The 24185-nt window shown below is 71.3% G+C and carries 21 protein-coding genes and 1 pseudogene; 9 read left to right on the forward strand and 13 right to left on the reverse strand.

Going from position 1 to position 24185, the window contains the following annotated elements; genetic code table 11:
• Positions 1 to 157: 157 nt before the first annotated feature.
• The 7 genes from AB0953_RS21550 to AB0953_RS21580 form a co-directional block, all read right to left on the reverse strand.
• Complete coding sequence (locus AB0953_RS21550) at positions 158 to 1549, reverse strand: nucleobase:cation symporter-2 family protein (RefSeq protein WP_366861127.1); 1392 nt, start codon at positions 1547 to 1549, stop codon at positions 158 to 160.
• A 311-nt stretch (positions 1550 to 1860) separates the two neighbouring features.
• Positions 1861 to 3255, reverse strand: coding sequence for an 8-oxoguanine deaminase (locus AB0953_RS21555; protein WP_366861128.1), 1395 nt, complete (start codon positions 3253 to 3255; stop codon positions 1861 to 1863).
• A gap of 192 nt (positions 3256 to 3447) precedes the next feature.
• Positions 3448 to 4371 (reverse strand): factor-independent urate hydroxylase, encoded by a 924-nt coding sequence (gene pucL / locus AB0953_RS21560; RefSeq protein ID WP_366861129.1) that lies wholly within the window; start codon positions 4369 to 4371, stop codon positions 3448 to 3450.
• Positions 4372 to 4377: 6 nt separating this feature from the next.
• Complete coding sequence (uraH, locus tag AB0953_RS21565; protein WP_366861130.1) at positions 4378 to 4770, reverse strand: hydroxyisourate hydrolase; 393 nt, start codon at positions 4768 to 4770, stop codon at positions 4378 to 4380.
• Positions 4771 to 4778: 8 nt separating this feature from the next.
• Positions 4779 to 5285 (reverse strand): 2-oxo-4-hydroxy-4-carboxy-5-ureidoimidazoline decarboxylase, encoded by a 507-nt coding sequence (uraD, locus tag AB0953_RS21570; RefSeq protein ID WP_366861131.1) that lies wholly within the window; start codon positions 5283 to 5285, stop codon positions 4779 to 4781.
• A gap of 153 nt (positions 5286 to 5438) precedes the next feature.
• Positions 5439 to 5822: a helix-turn-helix domain-containing protein gene (locus AB0953_RS21575; RefSeq protein WP_366861132.1), complete on the reverse strand. Its 384-nt coding sequence runs from the start codon at positions 5820 to 5822 to the stop codon at positions 5439 to 5441.
• Positions 5819 to 6070 carry a hypothetical protein gene (locus AB0953_RS21580; protein ID WP_366861133.1) on the reverse strand — a complete coding sequence of 84 codons (252 nt, stop codon included), beginning with the start codon at positions 6068 to 6070 and terminating at the stop codon, positions 5819 to 5821. Before AB0953_RS21580 ends, AB0953_RS21575 begins: the two co-directional genes overlap by 4 nt.
• Before the next feature lie 124 nt (positions 6071 to 6194).
• On the opposite strand from AB0953_RS21580, the gene AB0953_RS21585 reads away from it, so the two are divergent.
• From AB0953_RS21585 to AB0953_RS21595, 3 genes are all read left to right on the forward strand, one after another.
• The gene (locus AB0953_RS21585; RefSeq protein WP_366861134.1) at positions 6195 to 7028 is read left to right on the forward strand and encodes a TIM barrel protein; all 834 of its coding nucleotides are present in this window, start codon (positions 6195 to 6197) and stop codon (positions 7026 to 7028) included.
• 73 nt (positions 7029 to 7101) lie between these two features.
• Positions 7102 to 8001, forward strand: a complete 900-nt coding sequence (locus tag AB0953_RS21590; protein WP_366861135.1) for a 2-hydroxy-3-oxopropionate reductase — start codon at positions 7102 to 7104, stop codon at positions 7999 to 8001.
• A gap of 204 nt (positions 8002 to 8205) precedes the next feature.
• Positions 8206 to 9663: a catalase gene (locus AB0953_RS21595; protein ID WP_366861136.1), complete on the forward strand. Its 1458-nt coding sequence runs from the start codon at positions 8206 to 8208 to the stop codon at positions 9661 to 9663.
• Positions 9664 to 10153: 490 nt separating this feature from the next.
• On the opposite strand, the gene AB0953_RS21600 is transcribed toward AB0953_RS21595, so the two are convergent.
• Positions 10154 to 10927 carry an MFS transporter gene (locus AB0953_RS21600; protein ID WP_366861277.1) on the reverse strand — a complete coding sequence of 258 codons (774 nt, stop codon included), beginning with the start codon at positions 10925 to 10927 and terminating at the stop codon, positions 10154 to 10156.
• 58 nt (positions 10928 to 10985) lie between these two features.
• Positions 10986 to 11396: pseudogene (locus tag AB0953_RS21605) on the reverse strand (MFS transporter); the annotation flags it as partial.
• Between the two features lie 29 nt (positions 11397 to 11425).
• On the opposite strand from AB0953_RS21605, the gene AB0953_RS21610 reads away from it, so the two are divergent.
• Positions 11426 to 12148: a TetR/AcrR family transcriptional regulator gene (locus AB0953_RS21610; protein WP_366861137.1), complete on the forward strand. Its 723-nt coding sequence runs from the start codon at positions 11426 to 11428 to the stop codon at positions 12146 to 12148.
• A gap of 115 nt (positions 12149 to 12263) precedes the next feature.
• The gene (locus AB0953_RS21615; protein ID WP_366861138.1) at positions 12264 to 13043 is read left to right on the forward strand and encodes a pentapeptide repeat-containing protein; all 780 of its coding nucleotides are present in this window, start codon (positions 12264 to 12266) and stop codon (positions 13041 to 13043) included.
• 108 nt (positions 13044 to 13151) lie between these two features.
• Here AB0953_RS21615 and gcl read toward each other — a convergent pair whose 3' ends face one another.
• A complete protein-coding gene (gene gcl, locus AB0953_RS21620; RefSeq protein WP_366861139.1) occupies positions 13152 to 14939 on the reverse strand; it encodes a glyoxylate carboligase in 1788 nt (595 codons plus the stop codon).
• Positions 14940 to 15196: 257 nt separating this feature from the next.
• On the opposite strand from gcl, the gene AB0953_RS21625 reads away from it, so the two are divergent.
• The gene (locus AB0953_RS21625) at positions 15197 to 16051 is read left to right on the forward strand and encodes a hypothetical protein (protein ID WP_366861140.1); all 855 of its coding nucleotides are present in this window, start codon (positions 15197 to 15199) and stop codon (positions 16049 to 16051) included.
• Here the strand turns inward: AB0953_RS21625 and AB0953_RS21630 are convergent.
• Entirely contained in the window at positions 16048 to 18345 is a 2298-nt protein-coding gene (locus tag AB0953_RS21630; RefSeq protein WP_366861141.1) for an MMPL family transporter, read from the reverse strand. The two genes, AB0953_RS21625 and AB0953_RS21630, sit on opposite strands and share 4 nt — an antisense overlap.
• Before the next feature lie 175 nt (positions 18346 to 18520).
• Here AB0953_RS21630 and AB0953_RS21635 point away from each other — a divergent pair, with 175 nt between their 5' ends.
• From AB0953_RS21635 to AB0953_RS21645, 3 genes are all read left to right on the forward strand, one after another.
• Complete coding sequence (locus AB0953_RS21635; RefSeq protein WP_366861142.1) at positions 18521 to 19693, forward strand: histidine kinase; 1173 nt, start codon at positions 18521 to 18523, stop codon at positions 19691 to 19693.
• The gene (locus AB0953_RS21640) at positions 19668 to 20330 is read left to right on the forward strand and encodes a response regulator transcription factor (RefSeq protein ID WP_366861143.1); all 663 of its coding nucleotides are present in this window, start codon (positions 19668 to 19670) and stop codon (positions 20328 to 20330) included. The genes AB0953_RS21635 and AB0953_RS21640 overlap by 26 nt, the downstream gene beginning before the upstream one ends.
• A 244-nt stretch (positions 20331 to 20574) precedes the next feature.
• Positions 20575 to 21063 (forward strand): glutathione peroxidase, encoded by a 489-nt coding sequence (locus AB0953_RS21645; RefSeq protein WP_366861144.1) that lies wholly within the window; start codon positions 20575 to 20577, stop codon positions 21061 to 21063.
• A gap of 67 nt (positions 21064 to 21130) precedes the next feature.
• Here AB0953_RS21645 and AB0953_RS21650 read toward each other — a convergent pair whose 3' ends face one another.
• Both AB0953_RS21650 and AB0953_RS21655 read right to left on the reverse strand, forming a co-directional pair.
• The gene (locus AB0953_RS21650; protein WP_366861145.1) at positions 21131 to 22816 is read right to left on the reverse strand and encodes an AMP-binding protein; all 1686 of its coding nucleotides are present in this window, start codon (positions 22814 to 22816) and stop codon (positions 21131 to 21133) included.
• A gap of 45 nt (positions 22817 to 22861) precedes the next feature.
• A complete protein-coding gene (locus AB0953_RS21655) occupies positions 22862 to 23986 on the reverse strand; it encodes a winged helix DNA-binding domain-containing protein (RefSeq protein WP_366861146.1) in 1125 nt (374 codons plus the stop codon).
• Positions 23987 to 24185: the final 199 nt, after the last annotated feature.

Genomic DNA, 24185 nt, shown 5'->3' on the forward strand with positions numbered 1-24185 from the left:
GCGGTCGCCGCGGGTGGACTTGCGGCTGGCCTCGAAGGACTCGTGGCTCATGCCGATGACGGTGAGCCCCTTGGTGTCGGCGAGCGCGGGTGCTGTACGCCACGCCCGCAGTGGGTGGCGTACAGCACCGCCGCACCGGCCGGCGGGGGTACGGGGATCAGTGCGCGGGCACCGGTTCCGCGAGCCCGTCGGCGGCGGCGCCGCGCCGGACGCCGAGGTGGTTGAAGGCCAGGTTGAGCACGATGGCGGTGACGCAGCCGGTGCTGATGCCGGAGTCCAGGACGACGAGGAGGTCCTTGGGGAAGGCGTGGTAGAAGTCCGGCGCGGCGATCGGGATCAGGCCGATGCCGACCGAGGCGGCGACGATCAGGGCGTTCTCGCCGCGCTCCATGGCCGCGCCGGCCAGGGTCTGGATGCCGCTGGCGGCGACCGAGCCGAAGAGGACGATGCCCGCGCCGCCGAGGACCGGGAGCGGGACCACGCCGATGACGGAGGCGGCCATCGGGCACAGGCCGAGCAGGATCAGGATGCCGCCGCCCGTGGCGACGACGAACCGGCTGCGCACCTTGGTCATGGCCACCAGGCCGATGTTCTGGGCGAAGGCGCTGCACATGAACCCGTTGAACACCGGGCTGAGCGCGCTGCCGAGGGCGTCGGCCCGCAGGCCGCCCTCGATCGTGCGGGCGTCGGCCGGCCGGTCGACGATCCGGCCGAGGGCGAGGATGTCGGCGGTGGACTCGGTCATGCAGACCAGCATGACGATGCACATCGAGACGATCGCGGCGACCTGGAACTGGGGCGCGCCGAAGTGGAAGGGGGTCGGGAAGCCCACGAGGGAGGCGTGCCTGACGGTGTCGAAGCTCGCCATGCCGAGCGGGATCGCGAGCAGCGTGCCCGCGGCCAGGCCGAGGAGGATGGCGATCTGCTGGAGGAAGCCGCGCAGGAACTTGCGCAGCAGCAGGACGATCACCAGGGTGGCGGCGGCCAGGCCGATGTTCTTCATCGAGCCGTAGTCGGCGGCGGTCCGGTTGCCGCCCTGGGACCAGTTGAAGGCCACGGGAAGCAGGGAGACGCCGATGAGGGTGATGACCGTACCGGTGACGACGGGCGGGAAGAAGCGGACGAGCTTGCCGAAGTAGGGCGCGGCGACGAAGCCGAGCGCGCCGGCGACGATGATCGCACCGAAGATGACGGGGATCGCGTCCTGTCCCTGGCCCTTCCCGATGGCGATCATCGGGGTCACCCCGGCGAAGGAGACGCCGTTGACGAAGGGGAGTCTGGCGCCGATCCGCCAGAAGCCGAGGGTCTGCAGGAGGGTCGCGAGGCCGGCCGTGAAGAGGGACGCGCCCATCAGGAACGCGGTCTCGGTGGCGGAGAGGCCGACGGCGGGGCCGACGATCATGGGCGGGGCGACGACGCCCGCGTACATGGCGGCCACGTGCTGGAGGCCGCTCGTGAACATCTTCAGCGGGGGCAGGGTCCCGTCGACGGGATGGGCCTCCCCGGTGGGTGCTGCTGATTCTTTGCGAAACCTGGGCGCCTGGGCCACGGCTTCCTCCGGTCGGGTAACACGTCGGCAGGGACGTGGGTGTCAGGGAGGTGGTGCGAAGAACAGGTGCGGTGCGGCGCAGTGGGGTTGCGGTGGGGCGGTGTGGTGCGCTGACGGCAGTGGGGAGGCGGGGGGTGCGGGGCGAGCGGTGAGCTGCGCGTGATGACACGAGTCACCGCCCCCGGGGGCGCCGTCGGATACCTCGGGCGCTTCCCGGGAACGGCTGCCGCGGACCCCGCTCGGGTCCGCGGCCACCGGCCGGGGGCCGTCCCCCCCGGCCGGATTCCTGGGGGTGCTCCCCCCGGGTGGGATCAGCCCTGCGCGGAGATCCGCGCGAGGCGCTGGGCCTCTTCCCGCGTGGAGCGGGCGATGGCGTCCTCGTCGGCGGTGAGCAGTCGGTTGTTCTCGACGATCTGCTTGCCGTTGACGAAGGAGGCGGTCACCGGGGCGGCCGCACCGAAGACGAGGGCCGTGACCGGGTCGGCGATGGAGGAGTGCAGGAACGTGCTGAGGTTCCACAGCACCAGGTCGGCGAGCTTGCCGACCTCCAGCGAGCCGATGCTGTCGGCGCGGCCGAGGACCTGCGCGCCGCCGTACGTACCGAGGCGCAGCGACTGGCGGGCGTTGAGGGCGGCCTCGCGGTGCACCGGGTTCAGGCGGTTGATCAGCAGGGCGTTGCGCAGCTCGGTGTGCAGCTCGCCGGACTCGTTGGAGGCGGTGCCGTCCACGCCGAGGCCGACCGGCACGCCGGCGGCGAGCATGTCCGGGACGCGGGCGATGCCGGCGGCCAGACGGGCGTTGGAGGACGGGCAGTGCGCCACACCGGTCTTGGTGCGGGCGAACGCGGCGATGTCGGAGTCGTTCATGTGGACGCTGTGCGCCATCCACACGTCCTCGCCGAGCCAGCCGGTCGACTCGAAGTAGTCGGTCGGGCCCATGCCGAAGAGCTCGTGGCAGAACTTCTCCTCCTCGACCGTCTCGCTGCCGTGCGTGTGCATGCGCACGCCGAGGCGGCGGGCCAGCTCCGCGCCCTGCTTGAGCAGCTCGGTGGAGACCGAGAAGGGCGAGCACGGGGCGACGGCGACCTGGGTCATCGCGTCGAAGGAGGCGTCGTGGAACTTCTTGATCGTCGCCTCGGTGTCGGCGAGGGCGCCCTCGAGGGTCTCGACGGCGTGGTCCGGCGGCAGGCCGCCGTCCTTCACGCTGCGGTCCATGGAGCCGCGGGCCAGGGTGAAGCGGACGCCCATCTCGGAGGCGGCGCGGATGATCGAGCCGGAGAGGTCGCCGGCACCCTTGGGGTACACGTAGTGGTGGTCCATGGCGGTGGTGACACCGCCGCGGGCCATCGCGGCCAGCGAGCCCTGGGCGGCGGAGTAGGCCATCTGCTCGTCGATGCGCGCCCAGGTCGGGTACAGCGCGACGAGCCAGTTGAAGAGGTTGTGGTCGGTCGCCAGGCCACGCGTGATCCACTGGTAGAAGTGGTGGTGGGTGTTGACCAGACCGGGGGTCACGAGGTGGCCGGTGCCGTCGATGCGGCGTACCACGTTCTCGAGGTTCTCGGGGGCGCTGCCCGCGCCGATGGCCTCGATCCTGTTGCCGGCGATGACGATGTGACCCGAGGCGTACTCGGTGTCGTTCGCGTCGACGGTCGCGATCGCACAGTTCTCGATGACGATGCGCTCGACCGCGCTGTCAGTGGCTGCCATGGGGCTTCCTCGTGCTTTCAGTGGCGGTGCGGGCACGGCAGGACCCAGGGGATTTGAGTGCCGAAACCGGGGGTCTGACAGCTGACAGTACTGCCGCCCCGTGTGATGCTCCGGGTGCCGAGATTCAGGAAGTGAGCGTGTTGCGGGGGCCGGGCCCGGGGCCACTGCGGAGCCCCGGGACCCGGGTGCCGGCTAGAGGTTGGTCAGGTCCACCGGGATGCGCGCGTCGGCGCCGTCCCGCAGGATCGTGGCCTCGATCAGACCGTAGGGACGGTCGGCGGCGAAGTACACCTCGTTGTCGTTCTTCAGGCCGAAGGGCTCGAGGTCGACGAGGAAGTGGTGCTTGTTCGGGAGCGAGAAGCGGACCTCGTCGATCTCCGAACGGTGGTTGATGATGCGCGAGCCCATCTGGTACAGGGTCTGCTGCAGCGACAGGGAGTAGGTCTCCGCGAAGGCCTCGAGCATGTGCTTCTTGGTCTGCTCGTAGGACTTCTCCCAGTTGGGCATCCGCTGCTCGTCGTCGGTCCAGTTGAACCGCCAGCGGCCCGACACCTGGGTGGCCAGGATGCGGTCGTACGCCTCCTGCAGGGTCGTGTACTTGTCCTTCACGTAGCCCCAGAACTCCGAGTTGGTGGAGTTCATGACGATCAGGTCCTTGAGGCCGGAGATGACCTCCCAGTTCCGGCCGTCGTACGTGATCTGGGTGACGCGGGTCTCCTGGCCCTTGCGGACGAAGGAGTGCTTGACCTCGTCGGCGCCGATGAACTTGGAGTTCGCGTCGGAGGTCTGGATCCGCTCCCAGGCGTACTCCTCGATCCGGATGCGCGCGCGCTGGATCGGCTCCTGGCTGCCGACGAACCAGCGGGCCAGGTGGATGCCGAACTGCTCGGCGGACTCGATCCCGTACTCCTTGGCGAAGGCGTACACCGTGTTCTTGGTGGTGTCCGTCGGCAGGACGTTCGCGTTCGAGCCGGAGTAGTGGACGTCGTCCATGTCGCCGGAGAGGGCGACCGAGACGTTCAGGTCCTTGATGTGGTGGGTGTCGCCGTCCCGCGTGATCTTGACGACGCGGTTCTCTGCTTTGCCGTACTGGTTCTGGCCGAGAATCGTGGGCATGGTCTGCTAGCTCCCTCGGTAAACGGAGTAGCCGAACGGGTTGAGCAGCAGCGGTACGTGGTAGTGCTCGCCCGGGTTGACCGCGAACGTGATGGTCACCTCGGGGAAAAACGCACCGCTGTCCCTTACGCGGGGGGCGTCCTGCTGCGCCTCGGCGGCTTGCTTCTTGGCGAAGTACGCCTCGGTCTCGAAGTCGAGGCGTACGTGGGTGGTGCCCTCCGGCAGTGCCGGCAGGTCCTTGCAACGCCCGTCGGCGTCGGTGGCCGAGCCGCCCAGGGCCGTCCACTCGGCGTCGAAGCCGCTGCGGGCTGCGAGCGAGATGGCGACGCCCTCGGCGGGGCGGCCGATGCTGGTGTCCAGGATGTGCGTGGACACCGAGGCCGTGGTCTGCGTGCTCATGGGCCTTGTCACTCTCCTTCGGCGAGTCGGGTCAGACGGATCCGGTTGATCTTGACGAGCTCTCCGCGGGCGATCTCCCGCTCGACCTCGGCGGTGTTCTGGATCCGGACCTTGACCGCGTCCCGCATCTGCTCGCCGGTCGCACCGGTGGCGCAGATCAGGAAGACGTGGCCGAACTTCTCCTGGTAGGCCAGGTTCAGTTCCAGCAGCTCGGCCTTGAGCTCCTCGGAGGCCCCGGCCATGCCGCGCTGCTCGCGGGCGGAGGTCGGGTCTCCCGGCTTCGGCCGGCCGATCGGCGGGTGCCCCGCCATCGCCTCCTCCAGGTCCGCCGTGGTGAGCTCCGCCATGGCGGCGTCGCTCGCGGCGAACAGGGCGTCGACGCTGGCGTACGGGCGCTGGGCGAGCAGTTTGCTGCCCCATGCCGAGCTGGCGCACACCTCGTGCAGCTCGGCCGTGGCCGCTGCATCGTCCAAGGTGTTGAACCGGGTAAGCCCCGGGGTCGGACTCGACGTCACGGGAAGCCTCCGTGGCCTGATTGCTTTGACGGGCTGCGCATAGCTAACGCCCTCGACAACACGGCGTCAACAGTTTGTTGAAACTTCCCGTACACAAAAGCCGCCGTCCGGATGATTCGGCGCGGCGGCTCGTGACGGTGGGTGAAATACCCGTCACCCTTGGTGGTTTTTGTTGGGGTTTTCCCTGTTCAGGTAGTTGTAGACGGTGAAGCGGCTCACGCCGAGGGCGCCTGCGACGGTCTCGACGCCGTGGCGCACCGAGAAGGCGCCCCGCGCCTCCAGTATCCGCACGACGTCCTGCTTGGCCTTGCGGTCCAGTTGGGACAGCGGTACGCCGTGCCGGCGCTCCAGCGCCGCCAGGATGTGGTCCAGCGACTCGCCCAGCTGCGGCAGGCGCACCGCGAGCACGTCCTGCCCCTCCCAGGCGAGCACCACGTCGTCGGGCTGGGCCTGGGCGGGGTCCATCAGCACCCCGCCCATCGCGTCGACCAGCGGCTTGACCGCCGCGACGAACGGGTGGTCGCGAGGCTCGGTCATTCGACGCCCTCCCTGATCACGTTCACCTGCAGGGAGACGCGGGTGGCCCCCGCCTGCAGCGAGTCGCGCAGCAGCGCGGACACCGCCTCGATCACGGCGCCGGCCTCGCCCTCGGCGGTGTTGCCGAACGGGCCGACGTCGACCGCGTCCAGTTCCGCCTTCTGGATGACCTCGCGGGCGGCCACGGCGTGGGCGGGTGCCTCTTCGAGGTCGAAGGGCTCGGTCGTGAACTCCACTCTCAATCGCACCCGGTCAAGCTACCCCGAGGTACGGAAAAACCGGCAGCCCCCACTTGACATCCGCCCGCAGCCCCATGCAGTCTTCCATCAAGCAGAAACAAACTTCCGCAATACGGAAGGAGCGCCGCCCCTCATGGGATACACGGACCAGCGCTTCGATGTGAACCTTTCGATCCTCTTCACGGAACTCCCGCTCCTGGAGCGCCCCGCGGCCGCTGCCGCGGCGGGCTTCACCGCGGTCGAGCTGTGGTGGCCCTGGATCGAGACCCCCACCCCGGCTCAGGAGGAGCTCGACGCCCTCAAGAAGGCCCTCGAGGACGCGGGCACCCAGCTGGTGGGCCTGAACTTCTACGCCGGCCGGCTCCCCGGTCCGGACCGCGGCGCGGTCTCCGTACCCGGTGAGGAGTCGGACCGCTTCCGTGCCAACATCGACATCGCGGCGGACTTCGCCGCGTCGGTCGGCTGCAAGGCGCTGAACGCCCTCTACGGCAACCGCGTCGAGGGCGTGGACCCGGCCGTCCAGGACGAACTGGCCCTGGAGAACCTGGTCATCGCGGCCCGCGCCGCGGACCGGGTCGGTGCGATCCTGCTGATCGAGACCCTGAACAAGCCCGAGTCGCCGCTCTACCCGCTGGTGAGCGCCCCGTCCGCGATCGAGGTCGTGGACAAGGTGAACGAGGCGACCGGTCTGGGGAACGCCAAGTTCCTGCTCGACCTGTACCACCTGGCGATGAACGATGAGGACCTCTGCGAGGTCATCGAAAAGTACGCCGCCAAGACCGGCCACGTCCAGATCGCGGACAAGCCGGGCCGGGGTGCCCCGGGCACGGGTGAGCTGCCCCTCGAGGACCTCCTCGACCAGCTCAAGAAGGCCGGCTACCAGGGCTTCGTCGGCCTGGAGTACAAGGCCGCCGACGCCGCCGCGTCCTTCGACTGGCTGCCGGCCGAGGCCCGCGCCGCGAAGTAGGGGCCGAAGTCAGGGCTTTCCGCCAGGCACCCCCGTCGCTTTTCGTACACAGCTTCAAGAGAAGGACCTCATCATGAGCAACCCCACTGCGCTCCCGTCGATCGCCTGGATCGGTCTCGGCATCATGGGCTCCCCCATGTCCGAGAACCTCCTGAAGGCCGGCTACTCCGTCACCGGCTTCACCCTGGAGCAGGACAAGCTGGACCGCCTGGCCGCCGCCGGCGGCACCGCGGCCGGCTCGATCGCCGAGGCCGTCAAGGACGCCGACGTGATCATCACGATGGTGCCCGCCTCCCCGCAGGTCGAGGCCATCTCCTACGGCCCCGAGGGCATCCTGGAGAACGCCAGGTCCGGCGCGCTGATCATCGACATGTCGTCGATCACCCCGCAGACCTCCATCGACCTGGCGAAGAACGCCGCCGAGAAGGGCATCCGCGTCCTCGACGCCCCGGTGTCCGGCGGCGAGGCCGGCGCCATCGAGGCCGTCCTGTCGATCATGGTGGGTGGCGAGCAGGCCGACTTCGACGCGGCCCTGCCGATCCTCGAGGCCCTCGGCAAGGTCATCGTCCTGTGCGGCCCGCACGGCTCCGGCCAGACGGTGAAGGCCGCCAACCAGCTCATCGTCGCGGTGAACATCCAGGCGTGCGCCGAGGCCGTGGTCTTCCTCGAGAAGTCCGGCGTGAACCTCGAGGCCGCCCTCGACGTCCTCAACGGCGGTCTGGCCGGCTCCACGGTCCTGACCCGCAAGAAGGACAACTTCCTGAACCGCGACTTCAAGCCCGGCTTCCGCATCGACCTGCACCACAAGGACATGGGCATCGTCACCGACGCCGCCCGCAACGTCGGTGCCGCCCTTCCGGTCGGCGCGGTCGTCGCCCAGCTGGTCGCCTCGCTGCGCGCCCAGGGTGACGGCGGCCTGGACCACTCGGCCCTGCTGCGCGCCGTCGAGCGCCTCTCGGGCGCCCAGGTCTGAGACCTGGATCCCCCGCGGGGGACCTGAGTTTCCGGATGGTGCCGGTGCTGACACCTGTCCTGTCGCGCCCAAGCGCCGGCACCGTCCGGATCACCTCCATCTTTGTTCAACAAACTGTTGACGCTGCCTTCAGCCGAAATCTAGGCTGTGTTCCGCATGACGGAAGACGCTTTCCGTCAGCAGTTACCCGTACGGAAGGTCACCATGTCGAAGCGCACGCTGACGACCGAGTCCGGCGCCCCGGTCGCCGACAACCAGAACTCCGCCACCGCCGGCGTCGGTGGCCCGCTCCTGATCCAGGACCAGCAGCTCCTCGAGAAGCTCGCCCGCTTCAACCGTGAGCGCATCCCGGAGCGTGTGGTGCACGCGCGCGGCTCGGCTGCGTACGGCTACTTCGAGGTGACCGACGACGTCACCGCCTACACCAGCGCCGCGTTCCTGAACACGGTCGGCAAGAAGACCGAGACCTTCCTGCGGTTCTCCACCGTCGCGGACTCCCTCGGCGGCGCGGACGCGGTCCGCGACCCGCGCGGCTTCGCGCTGAAGTTCTACACCGAAGAGGGCAACTACGACCTCGTCGGCAACAACACCCCGGTGTTCTTCATCAAGGACCCGATCAAGTTCCCCGACTTCATCCACTCCCAGAAGCGCGACCCCTTCACGGGCAAGCAGGAGCCGGACAACGTCTGGGACTTCTGGGCGCACGCCCCCGAGGCGACGCACCAGATCACCTGGCTGATGGGCGACCGCGGCATACCGGCGTCCTACCGCCACATGAACGGCTACGGTTCGCACACCTACCAGTGGACGAACGACAAGGGCGAGGCCTTCTTCGTCAAGTACCACTTCAAGACGAACCAGGGCATCCGCTGCCTGTCCTCCGAGCAGGCCGCCGAGCTCGCGGGCAAGGACCCCAACTCGCACCAGACGGACCTGCTCCAGGCCATCGAGCGCGGTGTGAACCCCTCCTGGACCCTCTACGTCCAGATCATGCCGGCCGCCGAGGCCGCGGACTACCGGTTCAACCCGTTCGACCTCACCAAGGTGTGGCCGCACGCCGACTACCCGCTGCAGCGCGTGGGCCGCCTGGTCCTCGACCGCAACCCGGACAACGTCTTCGCCGAGGTGGAGCAGTCCGCCTTCTCCCCGAACAACTTCGTCCCGGGCATCACCGCCTCGCCGGACAAGATGCTCCAGGGCCGCCTGTTCGCGTACGCCGACGCCCAGCGCTACCGCCTCGGTGTGAACCACACCCAGCTGCCGGTCAACGCGCCGAAGGCGACCGTGGCGGACAACTACGGCCGCGACGGCCTCATGGCCACCCGCAACGGCTCGCGGACCGACAAGAACTACGAGCCCAACTCGTACCAGGGCCCGGCCGAGACCGGCCTGGCGCTCGGTGCCCCGAAGGCCGTCTCCGGCTACACCGGCACCCACGCCGCCCCGGCCCACACCAAGGACGACGACTTCTTCCAGGCCGGCGAGCTCTACCGCCTGATGTCGGAGGCCGAGAAGGAGCGCCTGGTGGCGAACATCGCCGGCGGTCTGTCGCAGGTCTCCCGCGAGGACGTCATCGAGAAGAACCTGGCTCACTTCCACGCCGCGGACGCCGACTACGGCAAGCGCGTCGAGGAGGCCGTGCGCGCACTGCGCGAGGGCTGAGCCCAAAAGCTGCACCGGGAGCCTGGCGGGAGGTCGGGCTCCGGGTGCCGGCCCGCACTGTGTACCCGGATGAGGGGTGGTGCGCAGTGGGGGCAGACTGCGCCAGTCCATGCGGCTGGCGCCGCGTGAGGACCGTGGCGGGCGTGCGAGCCAGTGCGGTGGTAAGGGGTTCCGAGGCCCGTCTCTTGACCTGAGGGAGACGACGCCGAAGTTCCCGTCGCCGTCCGCCACGGTCCCGGCCAAAGCCTTCCCTGCTCCAGAGGGGCCACGCACAGGGTCCCCTGTGGAGCCGGGGAAGGACCTCGGATCTCCCACACACTCCGCCCGGCGGTGCGAACGTCCTGTCGCGCCAGCCTCGCTCCGTCGGGCGGTCACACCCAAAGCGCCGAGTCACGGACGGTCCCGTGACTCGGCGCTTTGTCGTGCCCGTGTCCGTCTCCGTGTCCGTCTCCGTGTCCGTACGTCCGTACGGGCCACGGCCGGCGTTCCGTCAGGGCCGCGCCCGGCGGGGCAGCCGTACGGTGAGCAGCAGCGCAGCGGCCAGCAGGCCGGCCGTGACCAGGGCGGTGCCCGCGAGCGCGGCGGAGGCGGTGCGGCCGTGGTCGGTGAAGGTCGACCACACCGTCACCAGCAGGGCCGCACCCACGGCATGGGCCAGCTGCTGCACGGCGTTGAGCACGCCGGACGCCGAGCCCGCCTGCGCATCGTCCACCCCCGCCAGGATGACGTCGAACAGCGGGGGGACCACCAGCCCCATGCCGAGTCCGGTGACCAGGGTCCCGGGTACCAGCGGCCAGCCGTCGTGGACCCCGCCGGCCGCGCCCGCCGCGACGGCCAGCGCCACCAGCCCTGCCGCGGTCAGGGCGATGCCCGCCTGGATCACCGTCCGGCCGTGGCGGCGGGCGAGGGACCCGGCCGGGCCCGCGGTCACGGCGATGCCCAGGGCGACCGGGGCGATGGCGTAGCCGGCGCCCTGCGGGGAGAGGCCCAGCGGGCCTTGGAGGAACAGGGACAACACGAGCGTCAGGCCGGTGAACGCGGCGAAGAAGACCACGGCGACCAGGATCCCTCCGGTGTAGGCGCGGTTGGCCAGCGGGCCCGGCGCCACCAGCGGGGACGGCCGCCGCTTCTGGAGCCGGGCGAAGAGCAGGAAGCCGGCGGGACCGGCGGCGAGCAGGGCGAGCGCCCAGAGGGGCCGGCCCAGCTCCCGGCCCTGGACGAGCGGGTAGACCAGCGCAGCGGAAGCCGCCCCGGCCAGCAGCATGCTCGGCACGTCGAGCCGCAGCCCGGGGTCGGGCGCCCGGCCCGGGCGCCAGCGCGCACAAGAGGGAGGCGAGGGTGAATCCGCAGGCGCCGAGGAGGAAGAGCCGGCGCCGCCCGTACCGGTCCCCGAGCCGCCCGGCGGTGATCAGCAGGACGGCGAAGGGCAGGGTGTAGCCGGCCTGGAGCCACTGGGCGACCTCGCGGCCACCGCCGAGGTCGGCGGCGATGGCGGGGGCGGCGACACCGGTGACGGTGGCGTCCAGGAGGTCCATCACCTCGGCGAGGAGCACGACGGCGAGGACGGCCCAACGCCGGCGGTACGGGCCTGCTTTCGGGATCGCCGGTTCGGGACGCAAGGCGAGACGGGACACGGAGACACTCCTGGGGGGGCTGGACAGGGCGATGAACGACCGCGTGCGGCAGAGGGGGAACGAACGCCGTTCGTCACGAACAACGTTCGCCACGAACACCGTTCGCTGTCAAGTGCTAGCCTGTGGCCATGCCGACGCCGCCCGCCCGCCGCCCCAGCACCCGCACCCGCCCCGCGAAGCCCCCCCTCAGCGAACGGGCCGTGGTGGACGCGGGCCTGCGGGTCCTGCGCCGCGAGGGCCTGGACGCGGTCACCATGCGCAAGGTGGCTGCCGAACTCGACACCGGCCCCGCGTCCTTGTACGTCTACGTCGCCCAGCGCGAGGAGCTGCTGCGGCTGATGCTCGACGCAGTGGTGGCGACCGTACCGCTGCCGGAGCTGCCCGCCGATCCGCCCGGGGACTGGCGCGAGCGCCTGGCCGGCCTGATCACCGATGTGATCCACGCCCTCAACGCCCACCCGGGCATCGGCCGGGTCTCGCTCGGCTCCATCCCGGCCGGCCCGGCCTGGCTCGACCTCTTCGACCGGGTCCTCGGGCTGCTGCTGGCGGGCGGGATCGACCGGCAGCGGGCCGCATGGGGCTGCGACCTGATCGCCCTTCACATCGGCGCGGTGACCTACGAGGTGTCCGTCGCGGCCCCGGCGGCCGGGGACGGCGCCGGCGCCCTGGAGGGCGCCCTGGAGCACCGCCATGCCCGGGCCTCCATCGAGGAGCGGCTCGCCGGACTCGACCCGGCGCGCCATCCGCACCTCGCCTCCGGCACGGCGGAACTGGCCTCGGGCCCGGCCGCGAGCCGCCTCGCGCTCGGCATCGAGGTCCTGATCAGCGGCCTGGCGGCGGACTGCCTTTAGCCGTATCGCCCGGACTGCATCCGAGGGCGTTTGCGATCAACGCGGGGCGGGCGTAGGCAGGAAGTGTGGGTGCCGGTCCGGCAACCGCTTCTCCGCAGACGCCGAGGAGGCCCCCATGCCCCACGTAGGCCTGCTGCAATGGGCCTTGACCTTCGTCCTCCTGCTCCTCGGGGGGTTCCTCGCCCTTCGTGCCTGGCGCATGGCCCGCAGGGAACCGGAGACCGAGCCGCGGATCGAGGTGCTCGCCGGCATCGGCGGCGGTCTGGTGTGCGGGATCGCGGTGGGGCTGTCCGCACTGTTCATGAGCGAGTCGATCCGGCTCTCCCAGGAACACGCGTCATGGCGGGCGGACATCGAAAGCGCAGCGTCCGTCCCGGGCTTCACCGCCGCCGGCCATGACGACGTCAAGACCATCAATTTCAGCGGAAAGACGCTGCACGACGCGGACTTCGACCATGCCGACCTGCGCGGGGCCCGGTTCCGCGACGCCGACCTGACCGGGGCCACCTTCGAGCACGCCGATCTGCGGGGCGCGAACCTCATCGGGGCGAACCTGTCGACCGCGAGCCTGAGATACGCCGTACTGGACGATGCGCAGCTGCACACCGCGAACCTCAACCACGCGGATCTGGCGTTCGCGAACTTTTCCGGGGCGAAGGTGAACGCACGCACGTGCTGGCCCGCCGAGCTGAAGGCGCAGGATCTCGACAGGGTTCTCGGGCACGTGGTCACGCAGAAGTACACCGACGAGGCCACCGGGGCGGTGCTGACGGCGCAGGACGACGCGAAGGACGGCGTGGTCGGGGGCCAGCAGGCACCGAACTGCAGCCTGTGGAAGTACGGCATGCGCCTCCACCCGGAGGGGCCGGTCACCTCGCCCTTGGGGAGACCCTGACGCGGACGGCCCCCGCCCCTCCGTTCGTGCGGAGGGACGGGGGCCGTCGTACGGGCCGGTCCGGTGGTGTCAGGGCTGCCGGGCCGGCCCGGGTCTCGGGTGCGCGGATCAGACCTTCAGGGCCTTGATCGCGGTCGGGGCGTGGCCCGGCTCGGTGGCGAGCTCCTCGAACTCGGTGACGTCGCTCATGTCGACCGTCTTGCTCATCGCGATGTTGGTGACGCGCTCCAGGATGGCCTCGACGACGACCGGGACCTGGAACTCCTGGGCCAGCTTCTTGGCCTCTTCGAAGGCCTCGCCCAGCTTCTCCGGGTCGGTGACGCGGATGGCCTTGACGCCCAGGCCCTCGGCGACCTTGACGTGGTCGACGCCGTAGACGCCGATCTCCGGGGTGTTGATGTTCTCGAACTCGAGGTTGACCTCGAAGTTGATGCCGAGGCCGCCCTGCGCCTGGCGGATCAGGCCGAGGTAGGCGTTGTTCACGAGGACGTGGACGTAGGGGACCTTGTGCTGGGCGGCGACCGCCAGCTCCTCGATCATGAACTGGAAGTCGTAGTCGCCGGACAGGGCGACGACCGGGACGTCCGGCTGCGCGGTGGCGGCACCGATGGCGGCCGGGATGGTCCAGCCGAGCGGGCCGGCCTGGCCGCAGTTGACCCAGTGGCGCGGCTTGTAGACGTGCAGGAACTGCGCGGCGGCGATCTGGGAGAGGCCGATGGTGGTGACGTAGCGGGTCTCCGGGCCGAAGGCCTTGTTCATCTCCTCGTAGACGCGCTGCGGCTTCATCGGGATGTTCTCGAAGTGCGTGCGGCGCTGCAGGGTGGCCTTGCGCTCCTGCGCGGAGGCGGCCCAGGCGGAGAAGTCCGGCAGCTTGCCCGCGGCCTTGAGCTCCTTGGCGATCTCGATGAAGAGCTCCAGGGCGACCTTGGCGTCGGAGGCGATGCCGTAGTCGGGGGCGAAGATCTTGCCGAGCTGGGTGGGCTCGATGTCGACGTGGACGAACTTCCGGCCCTTGGTGTACGCGTCCAGGTTGTAGCCCGTGTGGCGGTTGGCCCAGCGGTTGCCGATGCCGAGGACGAAGTCCGACTCCAGGAAGGTCGCGTTGCCGTAGCGGTGCGCGGTCTGGACGCCGACCATGCCGGCGGCCAGCTCGTGGTCGTCCGGGATGGTGCCCCAGCCCATGAGGGTGGAGATGACCGGGATGTGGGTGAGCTCGGCGAACTCGACCAGCAGGTCGGAGGCGTCGGCGTTGATGATGCCGCCGCCGGCGACGATCAGCGGGCGCTCCGACTCCAGCAGGAAGCTCAGGGCCTTCTCGGCCTGGGCGCGGGTCGCGGACGGCTTGTAGACCGGCAGCGGCTCGTACGTCTCGGGGTCGAACTCGATCTCGGTCAGCTGGACGTCGATCGGCAGGTCGATGAGGACCGGGCCCGGACGGCCGGAGCGCATGAGGTGGAAGGCCTGCTGGAAGACGCCGGGGACCTGCGCGGCCTCCAGGACGGTCGTGGCGGCCTTGGTGACCGGCTTGGCGATCGTGGCGATGTCGACGGCCTGGAAGTCCTCCTTGTGGAGCTTCGAGACCGGGGCCTGGCCGGTGATGCACAGGATCGGGATCGAGTCGGCGATCGCGGAGTACAGGCCGGTGATCATGTCGGTGCCGGCGGGGCCGGACGTGCCGATGCAGACGCCGATGTTGCCCGCCTGGGCGCGGGTGTAGCCCTCCGCCATGTGCGAGGCGCCCTCGACGTGACGGGCGAGGGTGTGGTTGATGCCGCCCACGTTCTTGAGCTCTCGGTAGAACGGGTTGATCGCAGCGCCGGGCACGCCGAACGCTTGCGAAACACCCTCGCGCTTGAGGATCTCAACGGCGGCGGCTGCGGCTGTCATACGAGGCATCGAGGTCTCCTGCAGGTCTGGCGTCAGACTGTTTCCGTAATCCGGAAGTTTTGTTCTGCTATACGGAACAAGCTAAGGGCCGAGCCCTCGCACGTCAAGGCGGTGGGACACCCCGGAACACACCAAAAGCCGCGTGTTGCTCAAGCGACTTGTACGAAAGACCGGGAGGAGGCCGAAAATCGCGGGCTCGGTCGCCGCGGCGGTCGCACGTGGTGGAGCATGGAGGCACGCACAGCGACGGAGGGGGTCGAGCTCTGATGGCGGACGCGGTACCGGTGCGCTGCCCGGCGTGCCTGCGGGAGAACGGTTACACCGCCCCGGTCTTCCCCTGTTCCTGCGGCAGCCCGGCCGCGCTGCCGCTGGACCTGGCGGCGCCGGCCGTGCCGCTGACGCACCGCACCTGGTCGGACGCGTGGGTGGCGGTGCGGTGCGGGGCCTGCGGAGAGGTGAGCGAGTGGCCGCACCCGGAGCTGGGCTGCGGCTCGTGCGGGACGGTCGTACGCATCCCGGTCCACCCGGTGGCCCCGGCGGACCCGCACGCGGGCACGCCCCCGCCGCCGCAGGCCCCGCAGCCCGCGGGGCCGCCCGCGGAAGCCGCCGCGCCGGGCCCGGCCCCCGCGGCCCCGACCGGCCCGGCCGGCGCCGGCAACCCGGGCAGCGCCCCGGTATCCGCCGTACCGTCCGTACCCCCCGCCACCCCCTCGCCCTCCCCCTCCCCCTCCCTCCGGCCGGCCTTCCGCCCGGTCACCATCCGCACGGCCCGCGACGCCGTGGCCACGGCCGCGCTGTACCTGCGGTGGCTCGGCTTCCAGGACGTCCGCCAGCCCGACGGCCGCCCGATCCCCTCCGCGGCGGTGGACCTGCGCGCGCCCGGCCTCGTCGCCCAGGTGGACCCGACCACGGCCCCGGCCGGGCTCCGCGCGGTGGAGTGCGTGTGGCTGAACGGCCTCACGGCCTCGGCGACGAGCGTCTACTTCGCCCTCGCGGGCTACACCCAGGAGGCCCGTGCCCGCGCGGACGACCTCGGCATACCGCTGTTCGTCATGGACCTCACGGGCATGCCCCAGCCCCTGAACGACCCGGCAGACGCCCTCCTCGACACGGGCGCCTAGGGGTGTTGTCCGGGGACGTCGGTGACACGGTCCACCAGCCGTGGACGCGGGGCCTCACCCGTGGATTCCGCGTCGGTGTCGTCGGCGCCGACCGGGCCGCGGGGAAGCATCCGGTCCAGCCACTTCGGCAGCCACCAGTTGGCCCGGCCGAGGAGTGTCATGGTCGCCGGTACCAGCACCATGCGTACGGCCGTGGCGTCGATGAAGATCGCGGCGGCCAGGCCGAGCCCGAACATCTTGGCGGAGGGGTCCTCGGCGGCGGCGAAGGACAGGAAGACCGCCACCATGATGAGGGCGGCCGAGGTGATGATCCGGGCGGTGCCCGAGACGCCCTCGACGATCGCCGTTCCGTTGTCGCCGGTGCGCAGGTACTCCTCGCGTACGCGGGAGAGGAGGAACACCTCGTAGTCCATGGACAGGCCGAACAGGATGGCGAAGAGGAACATCGGGATGAACGACACGATCGGAACCGTCGCTTCCAGCCCGATGAGTGAGCCTCCCCAGCCCCACTGGAAGACCGCGACCATGATGCCGTAGGCCGCGCCGATGCTCAGCAGATTCAGCAGCACCGCCTTGAGCGGTACGAGTACCGAGCGGAAGACCAGCATCAGCAGCAGGAACGACATCGCCAGCACGGCGGCGACGAACACCGGCAGGCGTTGGCTGGTGCGTCGGCCCACATCGGACAGGCTCGCGGCGACGCCGCCGACGTGGACCCTGGCCGGGCCGTGCCCGATCGCCGTGGGCAGCACGTCGGTGCGCAGCCGGGCGATGGTGTCGGCCGTGGCCTTGTCCTGAGGGCTGGTGGTCGGGAACACCACGAGGGTCGCGATGCCGGTGGCGCGATCGATGTGCGTCGGCGCGACGGTTGCGATGCCCGGATCGGCCGCGACCGCCCCGACGAGTCGGTCCAGCACTCCCGGATCACCGGTGGGGTCCGCGGCGATGACGAGGGGACCGTTGGTGCCCGGGCCGAACCCCTCGGCGACGAGGTCGTAGGCCCGGCGTTCGGTACGGCTGTGGGGCAGGGAGCCGTCGTCGGGCAGGCCGACGCGCAGGCCGAGCACGGGCAGCGTCGCGGTCAGCAGCAGCCCCGCCGCGCCGACCGCGTACGGCACCGGGTGGCGGCCGACGTGCCCAATCCAGCGACGCCACCCGGCGGCGCGGGCGGCGCTCGCCGCCGCGTCCCGCCGCCGTGCGCGTCGGCCCGGCTTCCCGGTCTGCAGAGCCCGGCCGATCCGGCCGGCCCGGGCCAGGCGCGGGCCCGCCGCGCCGAGGAAGGCCGGCAGCAGCGTCACCGACGCGAGCACCATCGTCAGGACGACGATCGAGACGGCAACCCCGCCCACCGTCATGAACGGCACGTTCGCGACCGCCAGGCCGAGGATCGACACGACGACGGTGCCTCCGGCGAAGACCACGGGCCTCCCCGCCGTTGCCACCGCTCGTCCGGCCGCCGCCTGCGGCTCGAGCCCGCACGCGAGGTACTCCCGGTGCCTGGCGAGCACGAACAGCGCGTAGTCGATGCCCACTCCGAGCCCGACCATGCTGCCCAGGACAGGGGCGAAGGTGGGAACCTCTGTCACCCCCGCCAGTACCGTCATCGTGGCGACCCCGACGGTCAGCCCGAAGACCGCCATGCCGATCGGCAGCGCGGCGGCGAGGAGCGAACCGAACGCCAGGAACAGGATCGCGGCCGCGGCGAGGAGGCCGATCAGCTCGCTCGCGCCGCCGTCGGGGTCGGAGAAGGCGTAGAAGAGGTTCCCGCCCATCTCGATGCGCAGCGGCAGCTCGGCGCGCAGCCGGTCGCCGAGGTCGACGAGGGCGTCGAGGTCTGCGGCCGACAGCCGGCTCTGGTCGGGGTACTGCACCCGGACGACCGCGATCCGCCCGTCGGCCGAGACGAGGCCGCCGCGCACGGCGGTGTCCCCGCCCGCTTCGAGCGCCCCCGCCGGGTCGCTCGTGCCGAGCACGTGCGGCAGCCGCATCACCTCGCCCCGCAGCCGCGCGAGAGCGGTGCGCGCGCCGTCGTCGTCGAAGAACGTCGCATCGCCGTCGAGGGGGGTGACGACCACTTGGGCGGTCATCCCCTCCTGGCCGGTGCCTGCCCGCTCGATCAGTTCCGCGGCCCGTCGGGAGTCCAGGCCCGGAGCGGTCATCGAGTCCGCGGTCCGCCCGCCGAAGGCGACGGCGGCGAGGACGGCGAGCGTGGCGGCGATCAGCCATGCCGCGATCACCCGCCAGGGATGGCGGGCGGCGCCCCCGCCCAGGCGCAACAGGGCTTTCGAGAGCATCAGGTCCTCCAACCACCTCGTCGGCCGTCCTTGTACGGCCGCCGCTGCCGAGGCTCGTCGCCACGGCGCTCCGCGGCATCGGCCCGCGGGCCGCGGATCCGTCGGTCCCAGGTCGGAGTCAGGCCCCGTCCTTTCGGCCGATGCGCGGCACGCCGCGGTCCCTAGGCTGGGAACCGTGCTCCGAGACGACCTGCGAACCCTGTGGACCGAACCCCGGCCGCCCGACGCGCCCGCCCGGGTGCGGCGGGACTGGGCGCTGCTCGCCGCGGGCCTTGCCGGTGTGGCGCTGGAGGCCACCCTGCGCGAGAACGTCGTGTGGCGGCCGGTGGCGGTGGTGTTCGCCGTATGGCTGTGCCTGCTGCCCCTGTGGCGCCGGACCCGCCCGCTGGCGATGGTGACGCTGGCGTTCGGCTCGGTGCTCCTGCTTCCGGTGGCCTCGCTCGTCGCCGCACCGCGCGAGCCCGTCGGCCTGTACACCGGCGCGGTCGTGCTCGTGCTCGTGTACGCGCTGCCCCGGTGGGGATCGGGACGCGAGATCGTGCTGGGCGGCGCGGTGATCCTCGCGGTCGGCGCGCTGTGTGTCGCCATGGACGAGACCCCGGTCGTCGAGAAGGTCGTGGGCCTCGTCTTCCTGCTGCTGCCCGGCGTGGTCGGGGCTGCCGTGCGGTTCCGGGTGACCGCTCGCGAGCGGCAGTTGGAGCAGGTGCGCTCCCGGGAGCGCGAGCAGCTCGCCCGGGAACTGCACGACACGGTGGCCCACCACGTGTCGGCCATGGTGATCCTCGCCCAGGCGGGCCGGGTGCTCGCGGGCACCGACCCGGCGGCCGCCGTCGAGGCGCTGGAGGGGGTCGAGGAGGAAGGGGCGCGCACGCTGGAGGAAATGCGCGCCATGGTCGCCGCGCTGCGCGACCGCGGGGTCGGCGCCGAGCTGGCGCCCCCTGCCGGAGTCGCGGATCTGGAGCGCCTGGTGCGCACCCCGGGTGGTCGCCTCAGGGTCGACCTGGGGCTCGACGGCGAACTGGACGCGCTGCCCCCGGCCGTGGACGCGGCCGTCTACCGGATCGTGCAGGAGTCGGTGACCAACGCGCTGCGCCATGCGGTCGACGCGACCGAGCTCGTCGTTCGGGTCGCCGCGGAACGGGACACGGTACGGGTGAGCGTGCGCGACAACGGCCGGCGCACCGGCCGGGGTCGCGACGGATACGGACTTACCGGACTGCGCGAGCGCGCGACCCTGCTCGGCGGCACACTACGAGCCGGCCCGGGTACCGACCGGGGCTGGCATGTCGAAGCCGAACTGCCGAGAGCGAGGAGCGAGAGCGGTGTCCATTCGGGTGCTCGTCGCTGACGACCAGACGATCATCCGCACCGGGTTGCGGATCATGCTGAACGCCCAGCCCGGCATCGAGGTGGTCGGCGAGGCCGCCGACGGGCGCGAGGCGGTACGTCTGGCCCGCGAACTGCGCCCCGACGTCTGTCTGTTCGACATCCGCATGCCCGTACTCGACGGGCTCCAGGCCACCCGGCTGGTCGCCGGCCCGGGCGTCGCCGACCCGCTGGCCGTGGTCGTCATCACCACGTTCGACCTCGACGAGTACGTCTACGGCGCGCTGCGTGCCGGAGCCCGCGGTTTCCTCCTCAAGGACACGGGACCGGACCTTCTGGCACAGGCCGTACGGTCGGCGTCCGACGGTGAGGCGCTCATCGCGCCCAGCGTCACCGTCCGTCTGCTCCAGGCATTCGCGGACCTGCCCGCCGGGCGGCCCGTGGCCCAGCCGGTCTCCCCCGTCACCGCCCGCGAGGAGCAGGTGCTCCTCGCCGTCGCTCGCGGGCTGACCAACACCGAGGTCGCCGATGCACTGCACATCAGCCTCAGCACGGTGAAGACGCATCTGGCCAGCCTGATGGCCAAACTCGGCGCCCGCAACCGGGTCGAGATCGCGATGTGGGCCTACGAAACGCGCCGTATCCTCCCCGGAACCTGAGCCGGGGCGCCGGGGCATGTCCCGTGAGTCCCCGCCCGGACATCAGCACCGGTCGGCTCGCGTCGGCTCCACGTGCCTCACCCGCCGCAGGGGGTGACGTACCAGGAGGCCGGTCCGGGACGGTGAGACACCCGGTACGCGCGGCCGGCTGTTCGGCTCCGTTCGGGCAGGACGTAGGCTTTCGAGCGCGATAGCCGCTGGTTGCAGTCTGCGCGGCCTGCCCTTTTCCGCCGAGGAGAGCCCGATGAGCCTGTACGACATCCCGCTGACCACCCTGTCCGACGAGCCCACGAGCCTCGCGGCCCACAAGGGCAAGGTGATCCTGCTGGTGAACACCGCCTCGCAGTGCGGGCTCACCCCGCAGTACTCCGGGCTGGCCCGGCTGCAGTTCGCGTACGAGGCCAAGGGCTTCACCGTCATCGGCGTACCCTGCAACCAGTTCGGCGAGCAGGAGCCCGGCACCGCCGAGGACATCCAGACGTTCTGCGCGGCCGGCTTCGGCGTGACCTTCCCGATGCTGGAGAAGTCCGAGGTCAACGGCGAGAACCGGCACCCGCTCTACCGCGAGCTGGTCAAGACCCCGGACGCGGACGGCGAGGCCGGCGACATCCAGTGGAACTTCGAGAAGTTCCTGATCTCCCCCGCCGGCGAGGTCGTCGCCCGCTTCCGGCCGCGGACCGAGCCCGAGTCCCCTGAGGTCATCGCCGCGATCGAGGCGCTGCTGCCCGCCTGATGCACACGCGTACGCCGGGGCCGGCCGACCGCGTGGTCAGCCCGCCCCGGCGGCCGGGGCCGGCGGTTCAGCCCAGCTCGGCCTCGTCGTACTCCGTCCCCGAGCCCGCCGCGGTCAGCTCCCGCAGCTCCACCCGGCGGATCTTCCCGGACACCGTCTTCGGCAGCTCGGCGAACTCGATCCGCCGGATCCGCTTGTACGGCGACAGCACCGCCCTGGAGTGCGCGAACAGCGCCCGGGCCGTCTCCGGCCCCGGCTCCCAGCCCGCCGCGAGCGATACGTACGCCTTCGGCACCGCCAGCCGCAGCGGATCCGGCGCCGGCACGACCGCCGCCTCGGCGACGGCCTCGTGCTCCAGCAGCGCGCTCTCCAGCTCGAACGGGCTGATCTTGTAGTCCGAGGCCTTGAACACGTCGTCCGCCCGCCCCACGTACGTGAGGTAGCCGTCGGCATCGCGCGAGGCGATGTCCCCCGTCCGGTACAGCCCGTCCGCCATCGCCTCGGCGGTGCGCTCCTCGTCGTCGCGGTAGCCGGTCATCACCCCGGCGGGCCGCGGACCGAGGTCCACGCACAGCTCGCCCTCGTCCGGGGAGACCTTGCCCGTGACCGGGTCGAGCAGCACGATCTCGTACCCGGGCGCGGGCCGCCCCATGGAGCCCGGCTTCACCGCGGCTCCGGGGAAGTTCCCGACCTGGAGGGTGGTCTCGGTCTGGCCGAAGCCGTCGCGGATGGTGACGCCCCAGGCCTCGCGCACCTTCTCGATGACCTCCGGATTGAGCGGCTCGCCGGCGGCGACGCACTCGCGCGGCGGGGCCTGGAGCTTGCCCAGATCGGACTGGATCAGCATCCGCCAGACGGTCGGGGGGGCGCAGAAGGTGGTCACGCCGTGCCGGTCCATTTCGGCCATCAGCCGCTCGGCGTCGAAGCGGGTGTAGTTGTACACGAAGACGGTGGCGCCGGCGTTCCACGGCGCGAAGAGGTTGGACCAGGCGTGCTTGGCCCAGCCGGGCGAGGCGATGTTGAGGTGGACGTCGCCGGGGCGCAGCCCGAGCCAGTACATGGTGGAGAGGTGCCCGATGGGGTACGAGGCGTGCGTGTGCTCGACGAGCTTGGGGCGGGCGGTGGTGCCGGAGGTGAAGTACAGCATCAGCGGGTCGGTGGCGAGGGTCTCGCCGTCCGGGGCGAAGGCCGGGTCGGCCTCGTACAGGTCGGCGAGCCGCCGCCAGCCGGTGGGTACGTCGGCTCCCGCGGCGATCCGCGTGTAGGTGCCCGGCACCTCGGCGAACTTGGCGGTGTCCTCGGTGCGCGCGATGACGTGCCGCACCCGGCCCCGTTCGACGCGGTCGCGCAGGTCGGCGGGGCCGAGCAGCGGGGTGGCGGGGATGACCACGGCACGCAGCTTGATCGCGGCGAGCATCACCTCCCACAGCTCGCGCTGGTTGCCGAGCATCACCAGGATCCGGTCGCCGGCCGCGACGCCCTGGGCCCGCAGCCAGGTGGCGGCCGACCCCGACCGGGCGGCGAGGTCGGCGAAGGAGACCCCCTCGCTGCTGCCGTCCTCCTCGACGATGCGCAGCGCCTCGGCGGTGGGGTCGGAGCGCTCGGCGAGGCGGTCGAACCAGTCGAGTGCCCAGTTGAAGCGCTCGGGGCGGGGCCAGGTGAAGCCGGCTCGGGCGGCGTCGTCATCCCGGCCGTGGGCGAGCAGGAAGTCCCGGGCGGCCAGGAAGCTGTCGGTGGCGCTGTTCTCCGTCATGGGAGGCATGGTGCCGTGCGCCCCGCACGCCCCACCAGAGCCGCGTCAGCCGCGGATTGACCCGAAGCGCACGCAGCCCCTGCCGTCGGCTGCCATCCCGGCGATCAACCGCTCCCCCTCGTCGACGACGAGCTCCTTCACGGCGTCCGCAACGTGCCCGAAGAGCTCCACGGTGAGCACACCGTCCTCCCCCAACCGCCACAGCCCACCGAGGAACCCGTCCACGAGGAGGGTGCAGTACGCCTGGTTCCCGGACCAGGCCCGCCCCTTGAGCGCGGCGGGGACGACACGGGTCCGGTCGGCATGGGACAGCAGGAGGTTGTCGAACTCGGGCAGGAAGCGGGGCGGTGCCGGCGTGTCCGCGTCGGGCCGGGGCGCGTCGGGCAGATCGAACAACTCGACGCCATGACCGTCCCGGAAGACGACCAACTGCGGCCGCAGCCGCTCGAAGGCCTCCCGCAGCCGGGTCACCCCGGCCCACACCTGCATGTCCTTCACCGAGGCCGGCCCGAACGCCCCGAGATACCGCAACACGAGCCCCTCGACCCCCGCACCGGCCGACCCGGCCGCGGCATGCCCCTCCACGACATCCGGGACCCATGCGTCCAGGGTGGTCAGCCGCACCTGCCCGCTGCGCCCCCACACCCCGCGCGGCGTCACCTGCACGAGCGGCAGCAGGCAGCGCGCGGCGACGGACAGGGCCTGCGGGTCGGCATCGGGCCACTCCCGGCCCGTCTCCTCCCGGATCTCGGCCATGGTGCGCGGCTCCTCCTCAACGAAGGCGCGGGCCCGCGCGGCGAGCCGCTCGAGATCCACCCCGGCCAGCCCCTTGCGAAAATGGCCGAGCTCCCGGTCCCGGGCCCCCTGGACGAGCGGCGTCAGCGCGACGGCGTCGCGGGCGGTGTGGGTGTGCAACGTGGACCGCATGGTGACCATCCGCACCACCCGGCGCTCCTCCATCAGCCCGGCGAGCTCGTCGGTCCGAAACCCGGCGAGCCGCGCGTGCAGCTGGAAGTACGGCGGCTTCACGTTCTGCGCCTGCAACCCGATCAGATGCTCAACGGCATCCACCGCGGACATCCCGCCCCGCCCCAACAACAACTGCCGCGCAAGCGTGGCACGGTTCAGCGAACGGGTATCAAGCACGGAATGCGTCGCCCTGGAAGCCATGAACCCAACGTAACCCCGACCTCGGACAGCGACTGTCCGCAATCGGTGCCCGGGGCCTTCGCGCTCCGCCGCAACGACCGACGAGCCGAGCGTGCCCGGATCGGCCGAACGAAGGTGGGACGGGCCGTGGTACTGCGTTCACACAGACGCTTTCGAGGCATCGTTCCTACCCAGTCCGGACGAGGACCCGGACGCGGTG

This window comes from Streptomyces sp. NPDC046866 (genome assembly GCF_040704625.1).
Lineage (GTDB): Bacteria > Actinomycetota > Actinomycetes > Streptomycetales > Streptomycetaceae > Streptomyces.

Coding starts and splice junctions, on each gene's coding strand:
- AB0953_RS21555 (WP_366861128.1), bottom strand. CDS start 3,255: ATGGCAGCCACTGACAGCGCGGTCGAGCGCATCGTCATCGAGAACTGT.
- pucL (WP_366861129.1), bottom strand. CDS start 4,371: ATGCCCACGATTCTCGGCCAGAACCAGTACGGCAAAGCAGAGAACCGC.
- uraH (WP_366861130.1), bottom strand. CDS start 4,770: ATGAGCACGCAGACCACGGCCTCGGTGTCCACGCACATCCTGGACACC.
- AB0953_RS21575 (WP_366861132.1), bottom strand. CDS start 5,822: ATGACCGAGCCTCGCGACCACCCGTTCGTCGCGGCGGTCAAGCCGCTG.
- AB0953_RS21585 (WP_366861134.1), top strand. CDS start 6,195: ATGGGATACACGGACCAGCGCTTCGATGTGAACCTTTCGATCCTCTTC.
- AB0953_RS21590 (WP_366861135.1), top strand. CDS start 7,102: ATGAGCAACCCCACTGCGCTCCCGTCGATCGCCTGGATCGGTCTCGGC.
- AB0953_RS21595 (WP_366861136.1), top strand. CDS start 8,206: ATGTCGAAGCGCACGCTGACGACCGAGTCCGGCGCCCCGGTCGCCGAC.
- AB0953_RS21600 (WP_366861277.1), bottom strand. CDS start 10,927: ATGCTGCTGGCCGGGGCGGCTTCCGCTGCGCTGGTCTACCCGCTCGTC.
- AB0953_RS21610 (WP_366861137.1), top strand. CDS start 11,426: ATGCCGACGCCGCCCGCCCGCCGCCCCAGCACCCGCACCCGCCCCGCG.
- AB0953_RS21615 (WP_366861138.1), top strand. CDS start 12,264: ATGCCCCACGTAGGCCTGCTGCAATGGGCCTTGACCTTCGTCCTCCTG.
- gcl (WP_366861139.1), bottom strand. CDS start 14,939: ATGCCTCGTATGACAGCCGCAGCCGCCGCCGTTGAGATCCTCAAGCGC.
- AB0953_RS21625 (WP_366861140.1), top strand. CDS start 15,197: ATGGCGGACGCGGTACCGGTGCGCTGCCCGGCGTGCCTGCGGGAGAAC.
- AB0953_RS21630 (WP_366861141.1), bottom strand. CDS start 18,345: ATGCTCTCGAAAGCCCTGTTGCGCCTGGGCGGGGGCGCCGCCCGCCAT.
- AB0953_RS21645 (WP_366861144.1), top strand. CDS start 20,575: ATGAGCCTGTACGACATCCCGCTGACCACCCTGTCCGACGAGCCCACG.
- AB0953_RS21650 (WP_366861145.1), bottom strand. CDS start 22,816: ATGACGGAGAACAGCGCCACCGACAGCTTCCTGGCCGCCCGGGACTTC.
- AB0953_RS21655 (WP_366861146.1), bottom strand. CDS start 23,986: ATGGCTTCCAGGGCGACGCATTCCGTGCTTGATACCCGTTCGCTGAAC.